The sequence below is a fragment of the Massilimicrobiota sp. An105 genome (assembly GCF_002161155.1).
Taxonomy (GTDB): Bacteria; Bacillota_I; Bacilli_A; order Erysipelotrichales; family Coprobacillaceae; genus Allocoprobacillus; species Allocoprobacillus merdigallinarum.
On record NZ_NFLY01000016.1, the window covers coordinates 1 to 18,038 of the forward strand.

Sequence of the window (18,038 nt, forward strand, 5' to 3'; positions counted from 1 at the left end):
GATATTCATTTAAAATGTAAGTACAATAAAAAAGGAGGTACTTACTATATGCAATATGATTGGAAAAAAATCATAAATAGTCAAAAGGAAAGCACTTTGACTGTCAAGGAATTCTGCAGACAGAACAATATCTGTGTGTCTTCTTTCTATAAGTCAAAAAGACGACTGGAAAATGATGAACTTCAAAGTGATTTATTTGTTCCTGTCGAGGTTGTGGATGATGCCCACCCCAATGTATCAATGACCATTGATGGTCATTGTATTGAATTTGATCCTGCACTTCTTGACAGAATCATTGGTGCTCTCAAATGATCATCAACGCTGATGAAGTCAAGAATATCTACGTTTCAACGCATTTCGTGGATATGCGCAAGTCGATAGATGGACTGACACTCATTGTGCATTCCCAATTCCAGATGAATGTCCTTGATCACAGCCTTTTTATCTTTACCAACCGATCAAGAAATCGCATCAAGATTCTCTATTATGAAAGCAACGGCTTCTGGCTGTTCATCAAGAGACTTGAACATGGAAAATTCAAAATCCAGGAATCGCAGGAATCATTGACAAGAGCCATCAGTTCCCGTCAGCTCAGTTGGCTTCTGGAGGGTCTTGAATATGATGAAAAATTGAAAGAAAAGCAGCTTCTCATCTAACAAAGCAGTTTGTTTTATGGTATAATACGAAACAGCTGAAATCATGTAATGTGGGGTGTGAAGATGTCATGAACTTGAGAAATCTAAGTCAGGAAGAACTGATCAAGATGATCAATGAAAAGGATAAAAAGATTGAAGCATTGACTGAGCAGCTGAACTGGTACAGTCAGCAGATCAAGCTTCAGCAGAAGAAGCTTTTTGGTTCATCTTCAGAAAAGACTGTTCTTCCTGATCAGATTTCTCTTTTTGATGAAATTGAACTAGAATCCACACCAATCAAGCAGGAACCGGAACTTGAAGAAATCACATACAGAAGAAAAAGAAAAAGCAGACAGAGAGGAATAGATATTTCATCACTGCCAGTAAAGAAGGTCATTCATGATATTGACAATAAAAGCTGCCCAGAATGTGGAGCACTGCTTAGAAAGATAGGCGAAAACAAAAGAAAGGAGCTTGTCTACCATCCTGCACGATATGAAGTCATTGAACATATTCAATATGTCTATACGTGCAATCGATGTGACAGGGAAGCTGTTCAATCGCCAATATACAAGGCACCCATGAAGGAACCGGTCATATACAAGAGCTTTGCATCGCCATCACTTCTGTCATATATCATTGATAACAAGTTCAACAAAGCACTGCCTCTGTATAGACAGGAAGTCATGTTCAATCAGATGGGGCTGAAGCTGTCAAGACAGACGATGGCCAACTGGATGATCAAACTGCATGATGAATATTTCAGGACAATCGCTAGTCATATGCATAAGGTTCTGTTAAAAAGTCAATACCTGCACGGAGATGAAACGTCTGTTCAGGTTTTAAAGGCACCGCATCAAAAGGCAACCACAAAATCCTATATGTAGGTATACAAGACAGGACGCAGCGAGGAGAAGCAGATAGTTGTTTTCATATACGAAAATACAAGAGGACACGAGCATGCCCAGAAGCATCTGGAGGGCTATCATCATATACTTCAGACGGATGGCTATCAGGCCTATGAGAAACTTGAAGGCATTACACACATGGGATGCTGGGCTCATTGTCGTAGAAAATATAAGGAAGCACTAGACAGTGCGCCTGCTGGGGTAGATCTCAAACAAACTGCCAGCTATAGGCTTTTTCATAAGATCAACAAGCTTTTTCAAATTGAAAAGGAAAACGCGGACAGAAGCTATGAAGAAATCAGGCAAATTCGACAGGTTCAGTCAAAACCACTGGTTGATGATTTCTTTGAAGATGTCAGGGAATGTGCAAAAGTTGCAGTGGATAAAACAAAGTTAAGTGAAGCACTCAAATACAGCATCAACCAGGAAGAAAAACTAAGAGTCTACCTTGAAGATGGGAGAATAGAGATATCAAACAACCGAGCAGAAAATGCGATACGCCCATTCTGTGTAGGCAGACGCAACTGGCTGTTTACCAATACGGTTCAGGGAGCACAGACAAGCGCTGCCTTATATTCACTTATAGAAACTGCAAAGCTAAACAATCTCAATCCCTATGAATATTTTAACTATCTTTTGTCATCATTGACAGAAATAGATATCAATGATGAAGAAGCCCTTGATAATTATATGCCATGGTCAAAAGAATTGCCTGATAATACATATCTGACTAAAAAATCGTAGAGATACGATCTTTTAGTCGTGTCCTATAAATCAATGCATATATAAATTATCAATTTATTACAGCTCTAATTATAATCAATGTCGTTGATTGATAATAGGGCTTTTTCATTTTACGCTTACGTTTTTTTCAAAAACTGATTAAAAAATTTTACAACTTCCTTTGAAATTGTTATCATAATAAATGGAGGAATGCTTATGAAAATTTTACTAGTATGTTCAGCAGGAATGTCAACAAGTTTGTTAGTTGAAAGAATGTTAGCTGCTGCTAAAGAAAGACAATTAAATGTTGATATTGAAGCCAGACCAATTGCAGACACAGTTCAATATGGTCAAGATGCTGATGCAATCATGTTAGGACCTCAAGTTCGTTTTCAGGAAGAACATATTCGTTCATTATTTGATGAAAATAAACCTATTGCCGTTATTGATATGAAAGATTATGGAATGATGAATGGGAAAAAGGTTCTTGATGAAGCTATTCAACTTATAGAATCAAAGAAATAAATCATATTGATGAGAGTCAGTATGATTTTTTTATGGAAAACATTTGATTATACGACAAAAAATGATAAAATAACAACGATTGTAAAGGAAGTGAAAAAGTGGTTAGAAAAAAGAAAAGAATTAGAAAAGATAGAGTGATTATTGTTTGTGTATTAGCATTAGTTATATGTTTTGGTATTTATAAAGGAACATCTTGGATGATTCATACAATTTCTTCTTTATTAGAACCTGAAGTTCAACAAGAAGTTGTCCAAGAAAAAGAGGAAGAAAAAGTTAAAGAGTATATAGCAACAGTTGTATTAGATCCTGGACATGGAGATTGGGATCCAGGCGCTAATGTCAATGATGTTTTAGAAAAGGATATAACATTAACAACTGCAAAAGCGATTGGTCAAGCCTTAGAAGAAGCCAATATTAAGGCTGTCTATACAAGAGAAAGTGATGTCTCTTTATCTAATAATAAAATAGAAGATTTAAAGAAAAGAGCAGCGACAAGTGCTGAAAATAATGCACACTATTTTGTATCTGTTCATGTGAATTCATTTGATGAATCTGATGAAGTTTCTGGATTTGAAATTTATAAAAAAAATAATGAGAGCGAATCATTAGCTCAAAATATTGGAAAACATATGGAAACATTAAATTATTCAAAAAAAAGAGGTATTATAGATGGAGGGAAATCTCTACAAGTTTTAAGAGATAATACAGTACCGTCTGTTTTGATTGAAATGGGATATCTCAATAATAAAAATGACTATAGTTATTTGAGTGATAATGAAAAATTACAAAAAATGGGAGAAGCTATAGCAAATGGAATTATTGATGAAGTTCAAACTTATCTTTTAAAAGATTCAGCACAAAATAATACAAATAAGTAGAAATATCCACAAGAAATTCAAAACAATTTGATATCATGAAAAGCGTGGAAAGGTGTTGTATATGAGTCTAAAATTAAAAAAGGATATAAAGAAAAAAGCTATATTATTGGTTGGGATATTATGTATTATTACAGTTGTGTTTTTTATCTTTAAAATGTTCAATAAACCTTTGATTGCATTTAAGAAAAATCCAGTTGAAGTAGAAATAAATGAAAGTATTGATCCAACTTCTTATATAGAAGAGATACATGGAAAATATAAAATCAGCGATGTAAAAGTTGATGCAAGTCAAGTGGATACAAAAAAATTAGGTGAATATACCATCCAGTATGCATTAAATGATAAAAAATATGATTTAACTGTAAAAGTTGTAGATACGCATGCACCTACTTTTAAAGTTAAAAATTTAGATATAGATGTTGGTATGAAAGTAGATGTTAAAGATGTTGTTTCAGACATTAAAGATGCAACAAAAACAAAAGCATATTTTAAAAAAGATTATGATTTTACAAAAGAAGGTAAACAAAATGTCACTGTTGTTGTGGAAGATGAAGGTGGCAATAAAACAGAGAAAGAGATAGAAGTCAATATTGTCAAGGATACTGAAAAACCAGAATTAACAGGATTACATGATTTGACTGTGAAAGTGAATGGAGAAGTTGATTATCTTTCTGGATTAACAGCTAAAGATAATCGTGATCCTAATCCAAAAATTACTGTAGATTCAAGTGATGTCAATTTGAAGAAAGCTGGAACATATACAGTTAAATATACTGTTAAAGATAGAAGTGGAAATGAAAATGTTTTTGCAAGACAAATTGAAGTACTTGAAAAGGTTGTATCAAAGGCTATTCCTTCTAATGAAGAAAAAATTATATATTTGACATTTGACGATGGGCCATCTGAAAATACAAAGAAAATCATTGATATATTGGAAAAATATGATGTGAAAGCAACATTCTTTGTGACTGGTAACAATAAAAAATGTAATAAGTATATTAAAGAAGCTTATGAAAAAGGACATACGATAGGATTGCATACCTATAGTCATGATTATAAGGAAGTTTATTCATCAATGGATGCTTATTTTGATGATTTAAATAAAATTGGGCAAATGGTTAAAGAACAAATTGGGTTTGTACCTAAATATATTCGTTTCCCTGGTGGAAGTTCTAATACTAAATCGGCAACATACTGCAAAGGTCTGATGACAACATTAGTTACTGAAGTTCAAAACAGAGGATATCAGTACTATGATTGGAATGCCGATTCAACAGATGCAGTTGGAAACAATCGCCCAGTTTCTGTGCTGGTAAAGAATGCCACACAGAGTAAAGCAAAAAATATTAATTTATTAATGCATGATACTGCTGCAAAATCAACTACAGTTGAAGCCTTGCCAAAAATTATAGAACATTATCAAAAATTAGGTTATACATTTAAAGGAATAGATGATACATCATTTACACCACATCATGGTGTTAATAATTAAAGTTTAAAGTGAACCTTGTTATTAGGGTATTCTAATAATAGGGTTCATTTTCATTATGGTTTTTCTTTTCGAAATATGTTATTCTATGAAAAAGTAGGTGAAGATATGAAGAAATTTATAAATGAATTTAAGAAGTTTGCTTTACGTGGAAATATGCTGGATATGGCGATTGGGGTTATTATAGGGGGAGCTTTTACTGGCATTGTAACCTCTTTAACTGATAATTTTATTAACCCTATTTTAAATTTTGTCACTGGTGGAAAAATATATACTTTACAGGATATTGCAGGTTTTGCATCAGCATTTCTTTCATCATTAGTAAATTTCTTTATTATGGCTTTTGTTTTATTTTGTATTATGAAAGCTGTGAATAAATTGATGAGTATTGGTAAAAAAGAGGATGAAGTCATTCCTGATAAGAAAATTTGTCCGTTTTGTAAATCAGAAATTCATATTGCGGCATCACGTTGTCCTCATTGTACATCACAATTAGAAGACTAAAAAAAGCTGTCGGAATAAGCATTTCACTTATCCCTGACAGCTTTTATTCTCCACCAAAGATTTCAAGAATATCAATTAAAGTAGAACTTTTCTTCTTTTTGTGTGATTTTTCATAATCTTTAGATGAATGCTGTTTTTGTTCTCCTGAAGCTCGTTCAATAATTTTATCAAGTTCCCCACGATCCAACCAAATTCCACGACATTCAGGACAATAATCAATTTCAATACCATGCTTTTCAGCCATTAATAATGTAACATCTTTACATACGGGACATTTCATTATATTTCCTCCTTATATTTATCTATATTATATAATATAGATTGTATTTGAAATTTATATTAACAGTATGTTAAATTATTTAACAAACATTTTAATGAGTTTCTCTTTCATTGAATTATAAGGATAATAACGCATAGGTAAATCTATCCAAGTTGCTTTTTTAACAATACTTCTGGTATGAGAGAAAGTTTCAAAACTCTTTTTACCATGATATGATCCCATACCACTATTTCCAACACCACCAAAACCTAATTCACTTGTCGCAAGATGGATGATTGTATCATTGATACAACCACCACCAAAGCTACAATGTTTTAATAACTTCTTTTGAATGGATTTATCATGCGAAAAGATATAGAAAGCTAAAGGTTTTTCTCTTTGGTTGATAAAAGCTATAGCTTCATCTATATGTGAATAAGTCAGAATAGGAAGAATAGGACCAAAAATTTCTTCTTGCATTAATGGATTATTTTGATCAACATGATCTACAACCGTTGGTTCTATTTGTAAAGTTTCTGGATTTCCTGTTCCACCAATCACGATATCTTGATTTTCTAATAAATGAGAGAGTCTATCAAAATGTTTTTGATTAATAATCTTGACAAGCTGACTGTTATTTAATGGCTGATCTCCAAAAAACTCTTGAATAATATCTTTCATATGTTGAATGAACATATCCTTATATTCTTTTTTAATCAATAAATAATCAGGAGCAACACATGTCTGACCAGCATTTAAAAACTTACCAAAAGCAATACGTTTAGCAGCCAGTTTTAAGCTCTTATCATCATCAACGATACAAGGACTTTTTCCACCTAATTCTAAAGTTACAGGTGTTAAATAACGACTCGCTTTTTCCATAACCAGTTTGCCAACATTCACACTACCTGTAAAGAAAATATAATCAAAACGTTGTTCCAAAAGTTCTGTATTCTCAGCTCTTCCACCTTCAACAACTGCCACATATCTTTCATCGCAGCTTTCAGTTATCATTTGTTTAATCACATGTGAAACATTTGGAGCATAAGCACTCGGCTTGATAATTACAGTATTTCCAGCTGCAATAGCGCCAACTGCTGGCTCAATTGATAACATGAAAGGATAATTCCAAGGACTCATAATCAATGTCACACCATAAGGTTCATAAGATTCAAAGCTTGTTCCATAGAATTGAGAGATTGGCGTCCAGACATATTTATTACGACTCCATTTTTTAATATGTTTTAACTGATAGTTTAATTCACTTAAAACCAATCCTATTTCACACATATAAGATTCGACAGCATCTTTATTCAAATCTTTTTTCAAGGCTTCAATAATACGATTTTGATGTTCTAAAATCCAAGTTCTCAAAGCTTTTAAAGTCTGTATTCTATGATTAATATCTTTAGTATATTGTGTCTGATAAAATTCACGTTGAGTTTTCACTAATTCTTTAATATCCATAATGACCCTCCAATATATTGATAATATCTTGTTTATTTGCATATTTGTTATTGACTATTAAAGCTCCATCATTTAAAGCTTTCTCAGCCACTTCATTGATATTTTCAGGCAAACTTTCAACACTTTCCAGTGATACAGGAAGATTTGTCTTTTCATGTAAAGTTTGTAATAAACTTGCAATATAATCAATGGCCTTTTGTCCTAACTGCTCCTTTGGTGTTTGACTATAAAGTTCTTTTTGTCCAAGATATAATAATAAATCCCCATATAAGTCTTTATTGACTTCAAGATTATAACGCATACAAGGGACAAGCAGCATGCTCATGGCATCTCCATGAGCTACATGGCAGACAGCTCCTAAAGCATGTCCAATGGCATGAACGATACCAACCATTGAATTCGAAAAGGCACATCCAGCTTCATAAGAAGCTAAAGCAAGATTTAATCGAATGTTTTCATCTTTTGGATTGTCTATGACTTTTAAAATATTTTGTGAAATGGTTTGTATCGCTAAGATAGCATAAGCATCACTGATTGGATTTTTCTGTGAACATGTATAAGCTTCAATAGCATGTGTTAAAGCATCAATACCAGTGGAAGCTGTTGTCTTGAGAGGCAGGTTTTGAGTTAAGACAGGATCGAGGAAAGCAACATGACTTTGAATATGCTGTGAGATGATTTCCAGTTTGACTTGCTTTTCAGGATGACTGACCACAGCGACACATGTCGCTTCACTACCAGTCCCACTTGTTGTAGGAATCGCAAAGAATGGCACATCTTTACCCAGTTTTAAATCTTCAAAACCTAAAATATCTTCAATGGATTCACATTCCTGTGATAACATCAAATAAACACCTTTAGCAGTATCTAGAACACTTCCACCACCTAAAGCAATCAATCCATCACAATTTTCTTTGATATAATAATCTTGAATATCTTCAATTGTATGAATAGAAGAATCAACAGGAATATCTGTATATAGACTATAATCTAATGATAAATGTTTGGTAAGAATATCAACATATTTGAGTTGATATAAAACATGGTCTGTTAAAATCAGAGGATGTTTCATATGATATTGTTGACATTCGTATTCAAGTTGGCTTAAAGCATTTTGCCCAGCACATACCTTTGTTTTATTGACAAATTCAAAATACATAATGATCCCTCCTAAGCAAATAAAGCTTTTATATAAATCAATAAAGTCGGTTTATATTTCTTTTCCTGATGATTTAAAATACGTTTTGTCATAAAACGAGGGAAAAGATAAGTTTCCACCAAATCAACACATCTGACAAATCTCATACTTTCAAAAACATCTCCTCTTAAAGAAAAACGATGTTCTAAATAAGCACTTTTGACACTCATCATACCTGTAAAAACAAGCAAAGCTGTCTGAATGCTTTTAAAGGTAATACAAATATCAGGTTTTACATTTTTGACTTTCTGTAATCCTTTTTGATATGTGTATTTGATTGTGATAGAAGGTCCATGCATGACTTGTAATGTTAAAACTTTATCTTGTTTCCATCCATCTAATTCTTCTTTCATACGTGGATCATCATGATAAAGAACTTTCATACCACGATATAAAAACTGCATCACAACCCAAATAATCAGCTTTTTCATATGCACTCACTCCTTATCAATATTATAACATTTAAAAAAGTGATAGTAAAAATATAAAACTTGACCATTATTTTTTATACATTATCCTTTTCCCTTCATCGTGTTAATGGTTTCAATAATGATAAGAACAATATAAATAATCAAAGTTATGATATATATAATAGAATAAGAAGAAATAAAAGAGATGACACTATCTCTTTGCGTATTAATAATCAATAGATAAATCAATAACAAAGCAGTGAAAAGAGAATTGGCTTTTTTAAGATAACTTTGATTACGATACTTTATGTTTAAAATCTTGACTATGATACAAGAAACAACAATGAACTCTAAAATAATACCTAAAATCATTATTTTTCACCTTTCTTTCATGTATTCCATATCTGTTTTTGATGAGATCATTCAAATAATAACAAGATTATCATTATGATGTGTTGTTTTATAAGCTCTTTAATTCATCTAAAGTTAATCCTCTTACTAAAATAAAATTGCTATCTTCAGCAAGGATATAAGGCTGTAATTTTTTAAGACATGTTCCATAATCTAGCTGACCTATCATAGAATCATTTGTTGTACTAATAAGAGCGATTCTCCATTGTGATATACGCTGACCTTCAACCTCAAAATGTATTTGAGGCTGTTTTAAGAACATTGTTTTCACACCTTCAGTTAAACTCATCGCACCAAATACACTCCCATCAGATTGCTTATAAAAATGAGGTTTAGCTTTATAAGCATCATCCCAAACGTCAATCTTTTTCTTTTTGTTAAATAAACCCATAAAATCAGTCCTTTCTATTCTTATTAATTTCATTATATCATTAGAACTGCAATGAAATCATTGATTTCGTTTATTTAAATAGAAAAGATAGATTTCTATTTTGTGGTTTATAAAAATAGTTATGAAACTTTATTGACTTTAAAAAAAATATTTGATAATGTTTAAGAGTATAAAAAAGGCAAAGAACAGCAGAGATTAAAAGGGCGTTGTAGAGAACTGATGGTTGGTGCAAATCAGGACATAACTTTTATGAAGATGGGCTGGGAGCTGTTATCTTGAATAGTGAGAGATAAACGTTAACTGCGTTAAAGTTTTGAGGGTATATCGACAGATATAAAAAAAGGTGGTACCGCGTATAATACGTCCTTTTATAAGGACGTTTTTTATTTTGAAGGAGGAGATATGATGAAAGATCCAAAAGATTATTATTTAACTACAGCGATTACTTATACTTCAGGAAAACCTCATATTGGAAATACATATGAAATTATTTTAGCTGATGCTATTGCAAGAAGTAAAAGACAGGAAGGATACAATGTTTATTTTCAGACTGGAACTGACGAACATGGACAAAAGATTGAGTTAAAAGCTCAAGAAGCTGGTATTCCACCTAAACAATTTGTTGATGAAAAAGCAGCTGTTGTCAAAGAAATTTGGGATATGATGGATACAACATATGATCGTTTCATGAGAACAACAGATGAATACCATGTGAAACAAGTGCAAAAAATCTTTAAGAAATTATATAATCAGGGAGATATTTATCTAGGACATTACGAAGGTAAATATTGTACAGCATGTGAATCATTCTTTACTGAATCTCAATTGGTTGATGGAAAATGTCCTGATTGTGGTGGAGAAGTTCATGATGCGAAAGAAGAAGCTTATTTCTTTAAGTTATCTAAATATGCAGATCGTTTAATCAAACATATTGAAGAACACCCTGAATTTATTCAACCTGTTTCAAGAAAGAATGAAATGATGAATAACTTCTTAAAACCAGGTTTACAGGATTTATGTGTTTCACGTACTTCATTCAAATGGTCTATCCCTGTAGACTTTGATCCTAAACATGTTGTGTATGTATGGATTGATGCTTTAACAAACTATATTACAGGACTTGGTTATGATGTTGATGGAAATCATGGTGAATTATATAAGAAATATTGGCCAGCAGATTTACATTTAATTGGTAAAGATATCGTGAGATTCCATACGATTTATTGGCCTATTATGTTGATGGCTTTAGATATTCCTTTACCAAAACAAGTTTTTGGACATCCTTGGTTATTACAAGGTGAAAGCAAAATGTCTAAATCTAAAGGAAATGTCATCTATGCAGATGACTTGGTTAAAATCTTTGGTGTCGATGCTGTCAGATATTATGTTTTACATGAAATTCCTTATGACAATGATGGAAGTATCACATGGGATTTATTAGTTGAACGTATTAATTCTGATTTAGCTAATATTTTAGGTAACTTAGTCAATAGAACAATTGCCATGACAAATAAATATTTTGATGGTATTGTAACAAATCCACAAGTGAATGAACCTGTTGATGATGAATTAAAAGAAATTGCTTTAGCTATGCCAAAGAAAGTTCAGGCTTACATGGATGAATTTAAAGCATCTAAAGCCTTAGATGAAATCTTTGTTTTACTGAGAAGAACAAATAAATATATTGATGATACAATGCCTTGGGCACTGGCAAAAGATGAAAGCAAGAAAGATCGTCTAGCAACAGTTCTTTATAACTTAATTGAAGCCATCCGTTTTGCTGCTATTGCATTAGAACCATATATGCCTTCTACATCTACAAAGATTTTAGATCAAATCAATACAGATCAAAGAAACTTCTTAGACTTAAATACTTTTGGTTTATATCAAGAAGGAACAAAAGTCACTGAAAAACCTCAACAGTTATTTGCGAGATTAGATCCTAAAGAAGTAGAAAAGAAAGTAGAAGCTTTATATCCTCAAAAAGAAGAAAAACAAGAGGACGACAATCAAATTACAATTGATGATTTTGCGAAGATTGAACTAGTTGTAGGTACAGTTGAAAAATGTGAAAAACATCCTGATGCTGATAAGCTGTTAGTTTCTCAAATCAATATTGGTAAAGAAACAAGACAGATTGTCAGTGGTATTGCTGATTTCTATACACCAGAAGAAATGGTTGGTAAGAAAGTTATTGTTGTATCTAACTTGAAACCTGCAAAATTAAGAGGTATTGAATCTCAAGGTATGATTCTTGCAGGATCTAAGAAAAAAATGTTAGAACTTGTGTCTGTAGAAAACTTACCAAATGGTACAAAAATTAGATAGTCATATGAAAGGTCCAAGAGATTGGATCTTTTTTGATGTTTTGTTTAGATATAGAGTTGAACTCTATATCTGAACAAAAAAGATTAGGACCTAGAGATATCTAAGTCCTATTTTTTAAATAGAAAACGATAAGATTTAATGTTTCTAAAGAGTTTATAAAGAGAAATAAAATAAATAAAACATAGAGCAGTAATAATAAAGCCATTGATAAGCATATATTCAAAGTCCATATTGTATGGGAGAAGATAATCTTTTAGAAAGGAAGAATTCACAACAAAAATACTAAGTGAGATAATTGTAAAGAGATTTATAATAGAACTATATTGAAGATATTTCTTTGTATATATTTTTTTAGTCATATCAATGAAATAATCAAAAATAATAATCATAATGAATGGTTGAAAAAAATATGTCATCATATGAATCATCTGATAGGATTCATGTTGTACTTTGATGATGAGATCACTAGAAAAGAAAATAGCATAAACAATAAAGAAAATAATGAAAATCATCATAAAGATTGTTTCAATTGTATGATTAGGATAGTGTGAGGGATGAGGAAGTTGATTAAGATTGTCAATATTCCAATGTAAGTCCAAGTCTTGCTTAATCGCATTTTTTTTATCTAATATAGCTAATATAATAAATGCAATAGCAATGATTCCAATCATAGTCAAAATAGGGTAAGATAAAAGCACAGTAATTAAAGATGATGTATTCATGGTTGTAATGACATGATTTGGAGATTGAAATGGTAAACAACCAAACTGTTCAAGATAATAAATTGTGGATAGAGATAAATAAATACCAGAAATAATAAAAACAAATTTTTCAATGAGATTGACAATATGAGGATTAAAATGGTGAAAAACAGTAGGACGATAACCATAAGAATAAGCAACACTTAATGGATGACCGTAACTGATTAATAAATCTTCCATATCTTCATATTGATGTGCAGATTGACTGATTTGATTTTTTAAATCATGATAGACATATTGACGTTTTTTCCCAAAGAAATAAGAACAGACTGCACCTAAATATCTTTCTAATAAATCATTCATTGAAACCACCTCATTTATATCCACATTATAACACTTTTTTATGAACTCTTTTTGATAAATGTATGATTTTATAATTTAAGTTATGTTCAAAAGATTATATAATAGAAATATCAATGAAAGAGGAGGTTTTTTTATGTATGTAAATGAACAGGCAGTAAAAGACATGTTAGAAAAGGTAAAACCTGCTAAACTTGTTGCAGCAACAAAATATATTGATGAAAAAGAAATTGAAAAATTAGAAGAATGTGGTTGTCTTTATTATGGGGAAAATAGAGTACAGGCTTTTTTGGAAAAATATGAACAATATCATGGCAAAGGACATTGGCATTTTATAGGGACTTTACAAAAAAATAAGGTCAAATACATTATTGATAAGGTTGAATTAATTCATTCAGTGAATAGTTATCATTTGATTGATGAACTTGAAAAACAGGCACAAAAACATCATTTAAAAGTGCATATCTTATTACAGGTGAATATAGCTAAAGAAGAAAGTAAACATGGTTTTGATGTAGAAGAAATGGACGAAGTGATGAATTATTTGATGCAATGCCCTTCTTTAATTGTAGATGGACTGATGATGATGGCACCAAATATTGAGCCAGAAGATACACGTATTTATTTTAGACAGACAAGAGAATTATTGGAAAGATTAAAAGAAAACTACCCACAATATCCATTACAGGAATTATCAATGGGGATGTCCCAAGATTATCAGATTGCTTTGGAAGAAGGAGCAACGATTGTGAGAATTGGGCGTGCGTTATTTTATGAGTCATAGTATTTATGATATATATCATGAATCTATCCCAGATTATGTACAAGATATAATCAAGACATCCATTTTTCAAAGATTAAAAGATGTGGGTATGAATTGTGGTATGGAATATACACAATTTAAATCCTTTAAACATTGTTTAGGTGTATCAAGATATGATCATAGTATGGGAGTCGCTTTGATTGTTTATCATCTGACATATGATAAACATCAAACTGTTGCAGCATTGCTTCATGATATTGCCACACCGGTTTTTGCCCATGTGATTGATTTTATGTATCATGATTATATTCAACAGGAAACAACAGAAAATTTAACAGAAGAAATGATTAAAAATAGTTTGGAACTTCAATCTATTTTTAAACGTTATCAAATCAATAGTGACAAAGTTATTAATTATCATGATTATCCTATTGCAGATAATGATACACCTAAACTTTCTGCAGACCGTTTAGAATATACTTTATCCAATGCCGTCCATTATCAATTTATGACAAAAGAAGATATTCAAAATATTTATAAGCACATTAAAGTCAATGATAGAAAAGATGAAATTATTTTTGATGATTTAGAAATAGCACGATTATTTACGCAAGTGATGTTAAAATGTAGTTTATGTTATACAAGTGATGAAAATCGTTTTTCTATGGAATATTTAGCCAGATTAATACGACTAGCTATAGATCATCATGTATGTTTGTATGATGATTTATATACAACAGAAACACAAGTGATTCAAAAGTTATTAAATCATCCTCAAACAAAAGACATTTATGAAAATTATACACATTTTCATAAAGTTCTTAGATCATCATTTCCTCAAACAGGATATTTAAAGGTGAATGCTAAAAAAAGATATATTAATCCAATGGTGAATCATCAACGTATTTTAGATATTGATCAAGATCTTCATAAAAAAGTACAAGATTATTTAAGTAATGATTTTGAACGATATATAAAAGCAGTATAAAATAATCCTAGCAAATTTTATTAATATTCACAATAAATCAAAAACTTTCAATTATTTACTGAAATATTAATCTTTTCTGTAATTTTTCAAAACAGATGACTTATACAAATATACTTAATATAAAATGATATGTGACTGAAGTATATTTTCAAATTGAATATTTTGGCTAACAATAAAATTATATTAGTAATCTTATTGTTAGTCTTTTTTATAAACATAATAAATGACTTTGTTATAACTAATTTTCAGCATTACTAATAGTGTCATTAATTTGTCATATTTTTTAATGAATTTTATTTTGAATTTTAAGAAAACGAATTGCATTTTTACGTAAAGTTTCGACATCTTTTGTATCTATATGACCAACTGTTTTTGGTATTATTAAATTTCTTAATTGTTCATCACTTAATTTTAAAAGAATCTCAGGTTCCAATAAAGGAACTAATTCTTCTAAATTAGGGAAATCTTCATCTTCATCCCAATCATTTCGATTATATGGACAAACGTCTTGACATCGGTCACATCCAACTATCCATGTACTAAAAGAATTTTCTTCTACATCTTTAGGTATATTACCTTTTCCAAAAGTAGTACAATAAGAAATACATTTGAAGGGATTCATAGTATACGGTGCAAAAAGGCTTCTTGTAGGACAATTTTTGATACAAAGATTACAATTTGGTGAACAAGGACGTAATTGTTTATTTTGATATAATCGACATTCTTGATCAATGACAAAACCAACCAACTCTAACCAAGAACCTTTTTCATCATAAAAAAAATTATTTCTACGAATAATACCTAATCCTGCTTGCATTGCTGCATATCGCAAACCATAAATTTTTTTATTGCTCCAACGAATACCTTGCTTATCAAACCATGTATTAAGTGATTGTGTTTGTTTATATAATTTGGTTGATTTATCACTCTCATATGATAAGAAAAAACCTTTGGCATATTTATTTTGCAAATTTTTAGGATAACGATATTTTCCGTACCAAATTGTACAAATCACTAAAGATTTAGCCCATGGATAACATTTTTTAATATTGGCATTTGTATATATGCCTTCATAAAATGCCTTACTTTCTGGGACTTTTTCTATTCGTTCTTGTAATCTTGTTTCATATGGAATCATATCATCTAAAGAAATAATACCACAATTGTCAAAACCTGCTTCAATAGCAGCTTGATAAATAGATTTTCCAAGTGTATCACCTTTCATTAATATTTCCTTCATAATAACCTCTCCTTATCAATATTTTACCATTAAAATCTAATGATACTGCTTATCTTTTCATATGCTTTATAATTGTTCTTATGAATATTATAATTAGGATAATTACTGTTTTCAATATTGGTCAATAGAACTTTATAAAAATTATCTAACTTAAATGCATCTTCTCTTACTATAAATTTAATTATTTATATGAATGCATTTTTTATCTATAAATTATGAATTTTATGCTTACACTTTATTAAAGGAATTAAAGAAAATAATTAGACTCATTATTATATAATATAGTATTTTAAGTCATCATAAAAATAGGTATAATATGAATCAAGGAATATTGTTAGGAGGAGTGTCTAACGTGGATGATTTATTTGATATAAAGAATTATGATTCTTATAAAGAAGATAATCGTAGAGAAGTCAAAAAAGCAAGAGGTGGTTTGCCTGTATCTTTATGGGAATCTTACTCTGCAATGGCGAATGCTTATGGTGGTGTTATTATTCTTGGTATTCAAGAATTGAATGATAGAACATGGAAAACAACAGGTTTAAAAATATCTGATAAAGAAAAAATATTGGATGATTTTTGGAATCAAGCTCATAATACACAAAAGGTGAGTATTAATCTTCTAAATGAAGATGATGTTAAAGTTTATGAAGTTGAAACGGATATGATTATTGTGATACATGTGCCTATGGCAAAAAGAGAACAAAAACCTGTATATATAAATAATGATATGTTTAAAGGAACTTACAAAAGAACACATACAGGAGATTATCGTTGTACTCAAGCTCAAGTTAAAGCTATGTTAAGAGATCAAGTTGAAGAAACAATGGATATGTCTATTATAGAAAATATGGATTTATCAGTCTTAGATATAGAAACAGTACATGCTTATAGAAACAGACACCGTGTTTTTAGATCGGCTCATCCTTGGATGGATTTAGATGATGAGCAATATTTATTAAAAATAGGTGCTGCTAAAATAGGCAGAGATAGAAAATTTCACCCGACTGTGGCGGGATTACTCATGTTTGGTGAAGAATATAATATTGTTAATTACTATCCAGAATATTTCCTTGATTATAGGGAAATGTTAGACCCGACTATTAGATGGACGGATCGTTTACAATCTACGTCAGGAGAATGGACAGGAAATTTATTTGATTTCTATTTTAGGGTTTATAATAAAATTATACGTAATGTGAAAATACCATTTAAAATTGTTGGTGGAGATAGAATAGATGATACACCTGTTCATCGTGCTTTACGTGAAGTTTTGGCAAATTGTTTGGTTAATGCGGATTTTTATATTCCTAGAGGTATTGTGATTAAGCAGGATAATGATATTTTAATGATTGAAAATCCTGGTTCAATTCGTGTTGGAAAATATCAAATGAAATTAGGTGGAGAATCTGATCCAAGAAATAAAGCCTTAATGAAAATGTTTAATCTTATTGGAATTGGCGAAAGAGCTGGGAGTGGAGTGCCAGAATTATTTTCTGTCTGGGAAGAACAGGGTTGGCAAGAACCAAAAATAGAAGAAAAAATGAATCCAGATAGAACTATTTTAACACTTTCATTTCTCAAAAAAGTGCCAGAAAAAAGTGCGAGAAAAAAAGTGCGAGAAAAAAAGTGCGAGAAAAAAATAACTCCAAAAACATTAAAACAATACCAGCTCATTTTATCTTATATGGAGGAAGATACTTGGTATAAAGCTACTGATTTTATAGAAGTTTTAAATATCAAAGAGAGGCGTGTTCAAATATTATTAAAAGCATTAGTAGAAGATGGAAAACTTATTGATAATGGAGTGACAAAAGGAAAACGTTATAAAAAAGTGAATGGATAATAAAAAGGCATAGA

Annotated in this window: 18 protein-coding genes, 2 pseudogenes and 1 other annotated feature; of the genes and pseudogenes, 12 read left to right on the forward strand and 8 right to left on the reverse strand. The window is 30.8% G+C overall.

Features of this window, described 5'->3' with window-relative positions; all coding sequences use genetic code 11:
* The 8 genes and pseudogenes from tnpA to mscL all read left to right on the forward strand — a co-directional run.
* A partial coding sequence (tnpA, locus tag B5E48_RS06005; RefSeq protein WP_206407325.1) for an IS66 family insertion sequence element accessory protein TnpA occupies nucleotides 1-312 on the forward strand: 312 nt, incomplete at its 5' end.
* On the forward strand, nucleotides 309-656 hold the full coding sequence (tnpB, locus tag B5E48_RS06010; RefSeq protein WP_087304428.1) for an IS66 family insertion sequence element accessory protein TnpB: 348 nt from the start codon (nucleotides 309-311) through the stop codon (nucleotides 654-656). The genes tnpA and tnpB, both read left to right, overlap by 4 nt.
* A 107-nt stretch (nucleotides 657-763) precedes the next feature.
* Nucleotides 764-1,168 (forward strand): annotated as a pseudogene (locus B5E48_RS14030) (IS66 family transposase zinc-finger binding domain-containing protein); the annotation flags it as partial.
* A gap of 48 nt (nucleotides 1,169-1,216) precedes the next feature.
* Nucleotides 1,217-2,287, forward strand: a pseudogene (gene tnpC, locus B5E48_RS13845) (IS66 family transposase).
* A 195-nt stretch (nucleotides 2,288-2,482) separates the two neighbouring features.
* Nucleotides 2,483-2,791, forward strand: a complete 309-nt coding sequence (locus tag B5E48_RS06025; RefSeq protein WP_087304431.1) for a PTS sugar transporter subunit IIB — start codon at nucleotides 2,483-2,485, stop codon at nucleotides 2,789-2,791.
* Nucleotides 2,792-2,889: 98 nt separating this feature from the next.
* Nucleotides 2,890-3,669, forward strand: coding sequence for an N-acetylmuramoyl-L-alanine amidase family protein (locus B5E48_RS06030; RefSeq protein WP_087304432.1), 780 nt, complete (start codon nucleotides 2,890-2,892; stop codon nucleotides 3,667-3,669).
* 61 nt (nucleotides 3,670-3,730) lie between these two features.
* The gene (locus B5E48_RS06035) at nucleotides 3,731-5,161 is read left to right on the forward strand and encodes a polysaccharide deacetylase (RefSeq protein WP_087304433.1); all 1,431 of its coding nucleotides are present in this window, start codon (nucleotides 3,731-3,733) and stop codon (nucleotides 5,159-5,161) included.
* A 105-nt stretch (nucleotides 5,162-5,266) separates the two neighbouring features.
* The gene (mscL, locus tag B5E48_RS06040) at nucleotides 5,267-5,662 is read left to right on the forward strand and encodes a large conductance mechanosensitive channel protein MscL (protein ID WP_087304434.1); all 396 of its coding nucleotides are present in this window, start codon (nucleotides 5,267-5,269) and stop codon (nucleotides 5,660-5,662) included.
* A 43-nt stretch (nucleotides 5,663-5,705) separates the two neighbouring features.
* Here the strand turns inward: mscL and B5E48_RS06045 are convergent, their stop codons facing one another.
* The 6 genes from B5E48_RS06045 to B5E48_RS06070 form a co-directional block, all read right to left on the reverse strand.
* A complete protein-coding gene (locus tag B5E48_RS06045; RefSeq protein WP_087304435.1) occupies nucleotides 5,706-5,942 on the reverse strand; it encodes a TFIIB-type zinc ribbon-containing protein in 237 nt (78 codons plus the stop codon).
* 75 nt (nucleotides 5,943-6,017) lie between these two features.
* Nucleotides 6,018-7,388 carry an aldehyde dehydrogenase gene (locus tag B5E48_RS06050; RefSeq protein WP_087304436.1) on the reverse strand — a complete coding sequence of 457 codons (1,371 nt, stop codon included), beginning with the start codon at nucleotides 7,386-7,388 and terminating at the stop codon, nucleotides 6,018-6,020.
* A complete protein-coding gene (locus B5E48_RS06055) occupies nucleotides 7,378-8,547 on the reverse strand; it encodes an iron-containing alcohol dehydrogenase (RefSeq protein WP_087304437.1) in 1,170 nt (389 codons plus the stop codon). The genes B5E48_RS06050 and B5E48_RS06055 overlap by 11 nt, the downstream gene beginning before the upstream one ends.
* 11 nt (nucleotides 8,548-8,558) lie before the next feature.
* Nucleotides 8,559-9,017, reverse strand: a complete 459-nt coding sequence (locus B5E48_RS06060; protein ID WP_087245141.1) for a hypothetical protein — start codon at nucleotides 9,015-9,017, stop codon at nucleotides 8,559-8,561.
* Between the two features lie 81 nt (nucleotides 9,018-9,098).
* Nucleotides 9,099-9,368, reverse strand: coding sequence for a hypothetical protein (locus B5E48_RS06065; RefSeq protein ID WP_087296971.1), 270 nt, complete (start codon nucleotides 9,366-9,368; stop codon nucleotides 9,099-9,101).
* Between the two features lie 88 nt (nucleotides 9,369-9,456).
* Nucleotides 9,457-9,798, reverse strand: coding sequence for a DUF4299 family protein (locus B5E48_RS06070; protein ID WP_158097263.1), 342 nt, complete (start codon nucleotides 9,796-9,798; stop codon nucleotides 9,457-9,459).
* A gap of 172 nt (nucleotides 9,799-9,970) precedes the next feature.
* Nucleotides 9,971-10,169, forward strand: a binding site (T-box leader).
* Here B5E48_RS06070 and metG point away from each other — a divergent pair.
* Nucleotides 10,132-12,126 (forward strand): methionine--tRNA ligase, encoded by a 1,995-nt coding sequence (metG, locus tag B5E48_RS06075; protein ID WP_255376265.1) that lies wholly within the window; start codon nucleotides 10,132-10,134, stop codon nucleotides 12,124-12,126. (Overlaps the previous feature by 38 nt.)
* Nucleotides 12,127-12,233: 107 nt before the next feature.
* Here the strand turns inward: metG and B5E48_RS06080 are convergent, their stop codons facing one another.
* Nucleotides 12,234-13,190, reverse strand: a complete 957-nt coding sequence (locus B5E48_RS06080) for a hypothetical protein (RefSeq protein WP_087304440.1) — start codon at nucleotides 13,188-13,190, stop codon at nucleotides 12,234-12,236.
* A 133-nt stretch (nucleotides 13,191-13,323) separates the two neighbouring features.
* Here B5E48_RS06080 and B5E48_RS06085 point away from each other — a divergent pair, with 133 nt between their 5' ends.
* Nucleotides 13,324-13,971: a YggS family pyridoxal phosphate-dependent enzyme gene (locus B5E48_RS06085; protein ID WP_087304441.1), complete on the forward strand. Its 648-nt coding sequence runs from the start codon at nucleotides 13,324-13,326 to the stop codon at nucleotides 13,969-13,971.
* Nucleotides 13,961-14,938, forward strand: coding sequence for an HD domain-containing protein (locus B5E48_RS06090; RefSeq protein WP_087304442.1), 978 nt, complete (start codon nucleotides 13,961-13,963; stop codon nucleotides 14,936-14,938). Before B5E48_RS06085 ends, B5E48_RS06090 begins: the two co-directional genes overlap by 11 nt.
* A 283-nt stretch (nucleotides 14,939-15,221) precedes the next feature.
* Here B5E48_RS06090 and B5E48_RS06095 read toward each other — a convergent pair whose 3' ends face one another.
* Nucleotides 15,222-16,178: an epoxyqueuosine reductase gene (locus B5E48_RS06095; protein WP_087304443.1), complete on the reverse strand. Its 957-nt coding sequence runs from the start codon at nucleotides 16,176-16,178 to the stop codon at nucleotides 15,222-15,224.
* 352 nt (nucleotides 16,179-16,530) lie between these two features.
* Here B5E48_RS06095 and B5E48_RS06100 point away from each other — a divergent pair, with 352 nt between their 5' ends.
* The gene (locus B5E48_RS06100; protein ID WP_087304444.1) at nucleotides 16,531-18,024 is read left to right on the forward strand and encodes an ATP-binding protein; all 1,494 of its coding nucleotides are present in this window, start codon (nucleotides 16,531-16,533) and stop codon (nucleotides 18,022-18,024) included.
* The last annotated feature ends 14 nt before the right edge of the window (nucleotides 18,025-18,038 follow it).

Coding starts and splice junctions, on each gene's coding strand:
- B5E48_RS06035 (WP_087304433.1), top strand. CDS start 3,731: ATGAGTCTAAAATTAAAAAAGGATATAAAGAAAAAAGCTATATTATTG.
- B5E48_RS06025 (WP_087304431.1), top strand. CDS start 2,483: ATGAAAATTTTACTAGTATGTTCAGCAGGAATGTCAACAAGTTTGTTA.
- B5E48_RS06045 (WP_087304435.1), bottom strand. CDS start 5,942: ATGAAATGTCCCGTATGTAAAGATGTTACATTATTAATGGCTGAAAAG.
- B5E48_RS06095 (WP_087304443.1), bottom strand. CDS start 16,178: ATGAAGGAAATATTAATGAAAGGTGATACACTTGGAAAATCTATTTAT.
- B5E48_RS06080 (WP_087304440.1), bottom strand. CDS start 13,190: ATGAATGATTTATTAGAAAGATATTTAGGTGCAGTCTGTTCTTATTTC.
- B5E48_RS06055 (WP_087304437.1), bottom strand. CDS start 8,547: ATGTATTTTGAATTTGTCAATAAAACAAAGGTATGTGCTGGGCAAAAT.
- B5E48_RS06050 (WP_087304436.1), bottom strand. CDS start 7,388: ATGGATATTAAAGAATTAGTGAAAACTCAACGTGAATTTTATCAGACA.
- mscL (WP_087304434.1), top strand. CDS start 5,267: ATGAAGAAATTTATAAATGAATTTAAGAAGTTTGCTTTACGTGGAAAT.
- B5E48_RS06090 (WP_087304442.1), top strand. CDS start 13,961: ATGAGTCATAGTATTTATGATATATATCATGAATCTATCCCAGATTAT.
- tnpB (WP_087304428.1), top strand. CDS start 309: ATGATCATCAACGCTGATGAAGTCAAGAATATCTACGTTTCAACGCAT.
- B5E48_RS06070 (WP_158097263.1), bottom strand. CDS start 9,798: ATGGGTTTATTTAACAAAAAGAAAAAGATTGACGTTTGGGATGATGCT.
- B5E48_RS06060 (WP_087245141.1), bottom strand. CDS start 9,017: ATGAAAAAGCTGATTATTTGGGTTGTGATGCAGTTTTTATATCGTGGT.
- B5E48_RS06085 (WP_087304441.1), top strand. CDS start 13,324: ATGTATGTAAATGAACAGGCAGTAAAAGACATGTTAGAAAAGGTAAAA.
- B5E48_RS06065 (WP_087296971.1), bottom strand. CDS start 9,368: ATGATTTTAGGTATTATTTTAGAGTTCATTGTTGTTTCTTGTATCATA.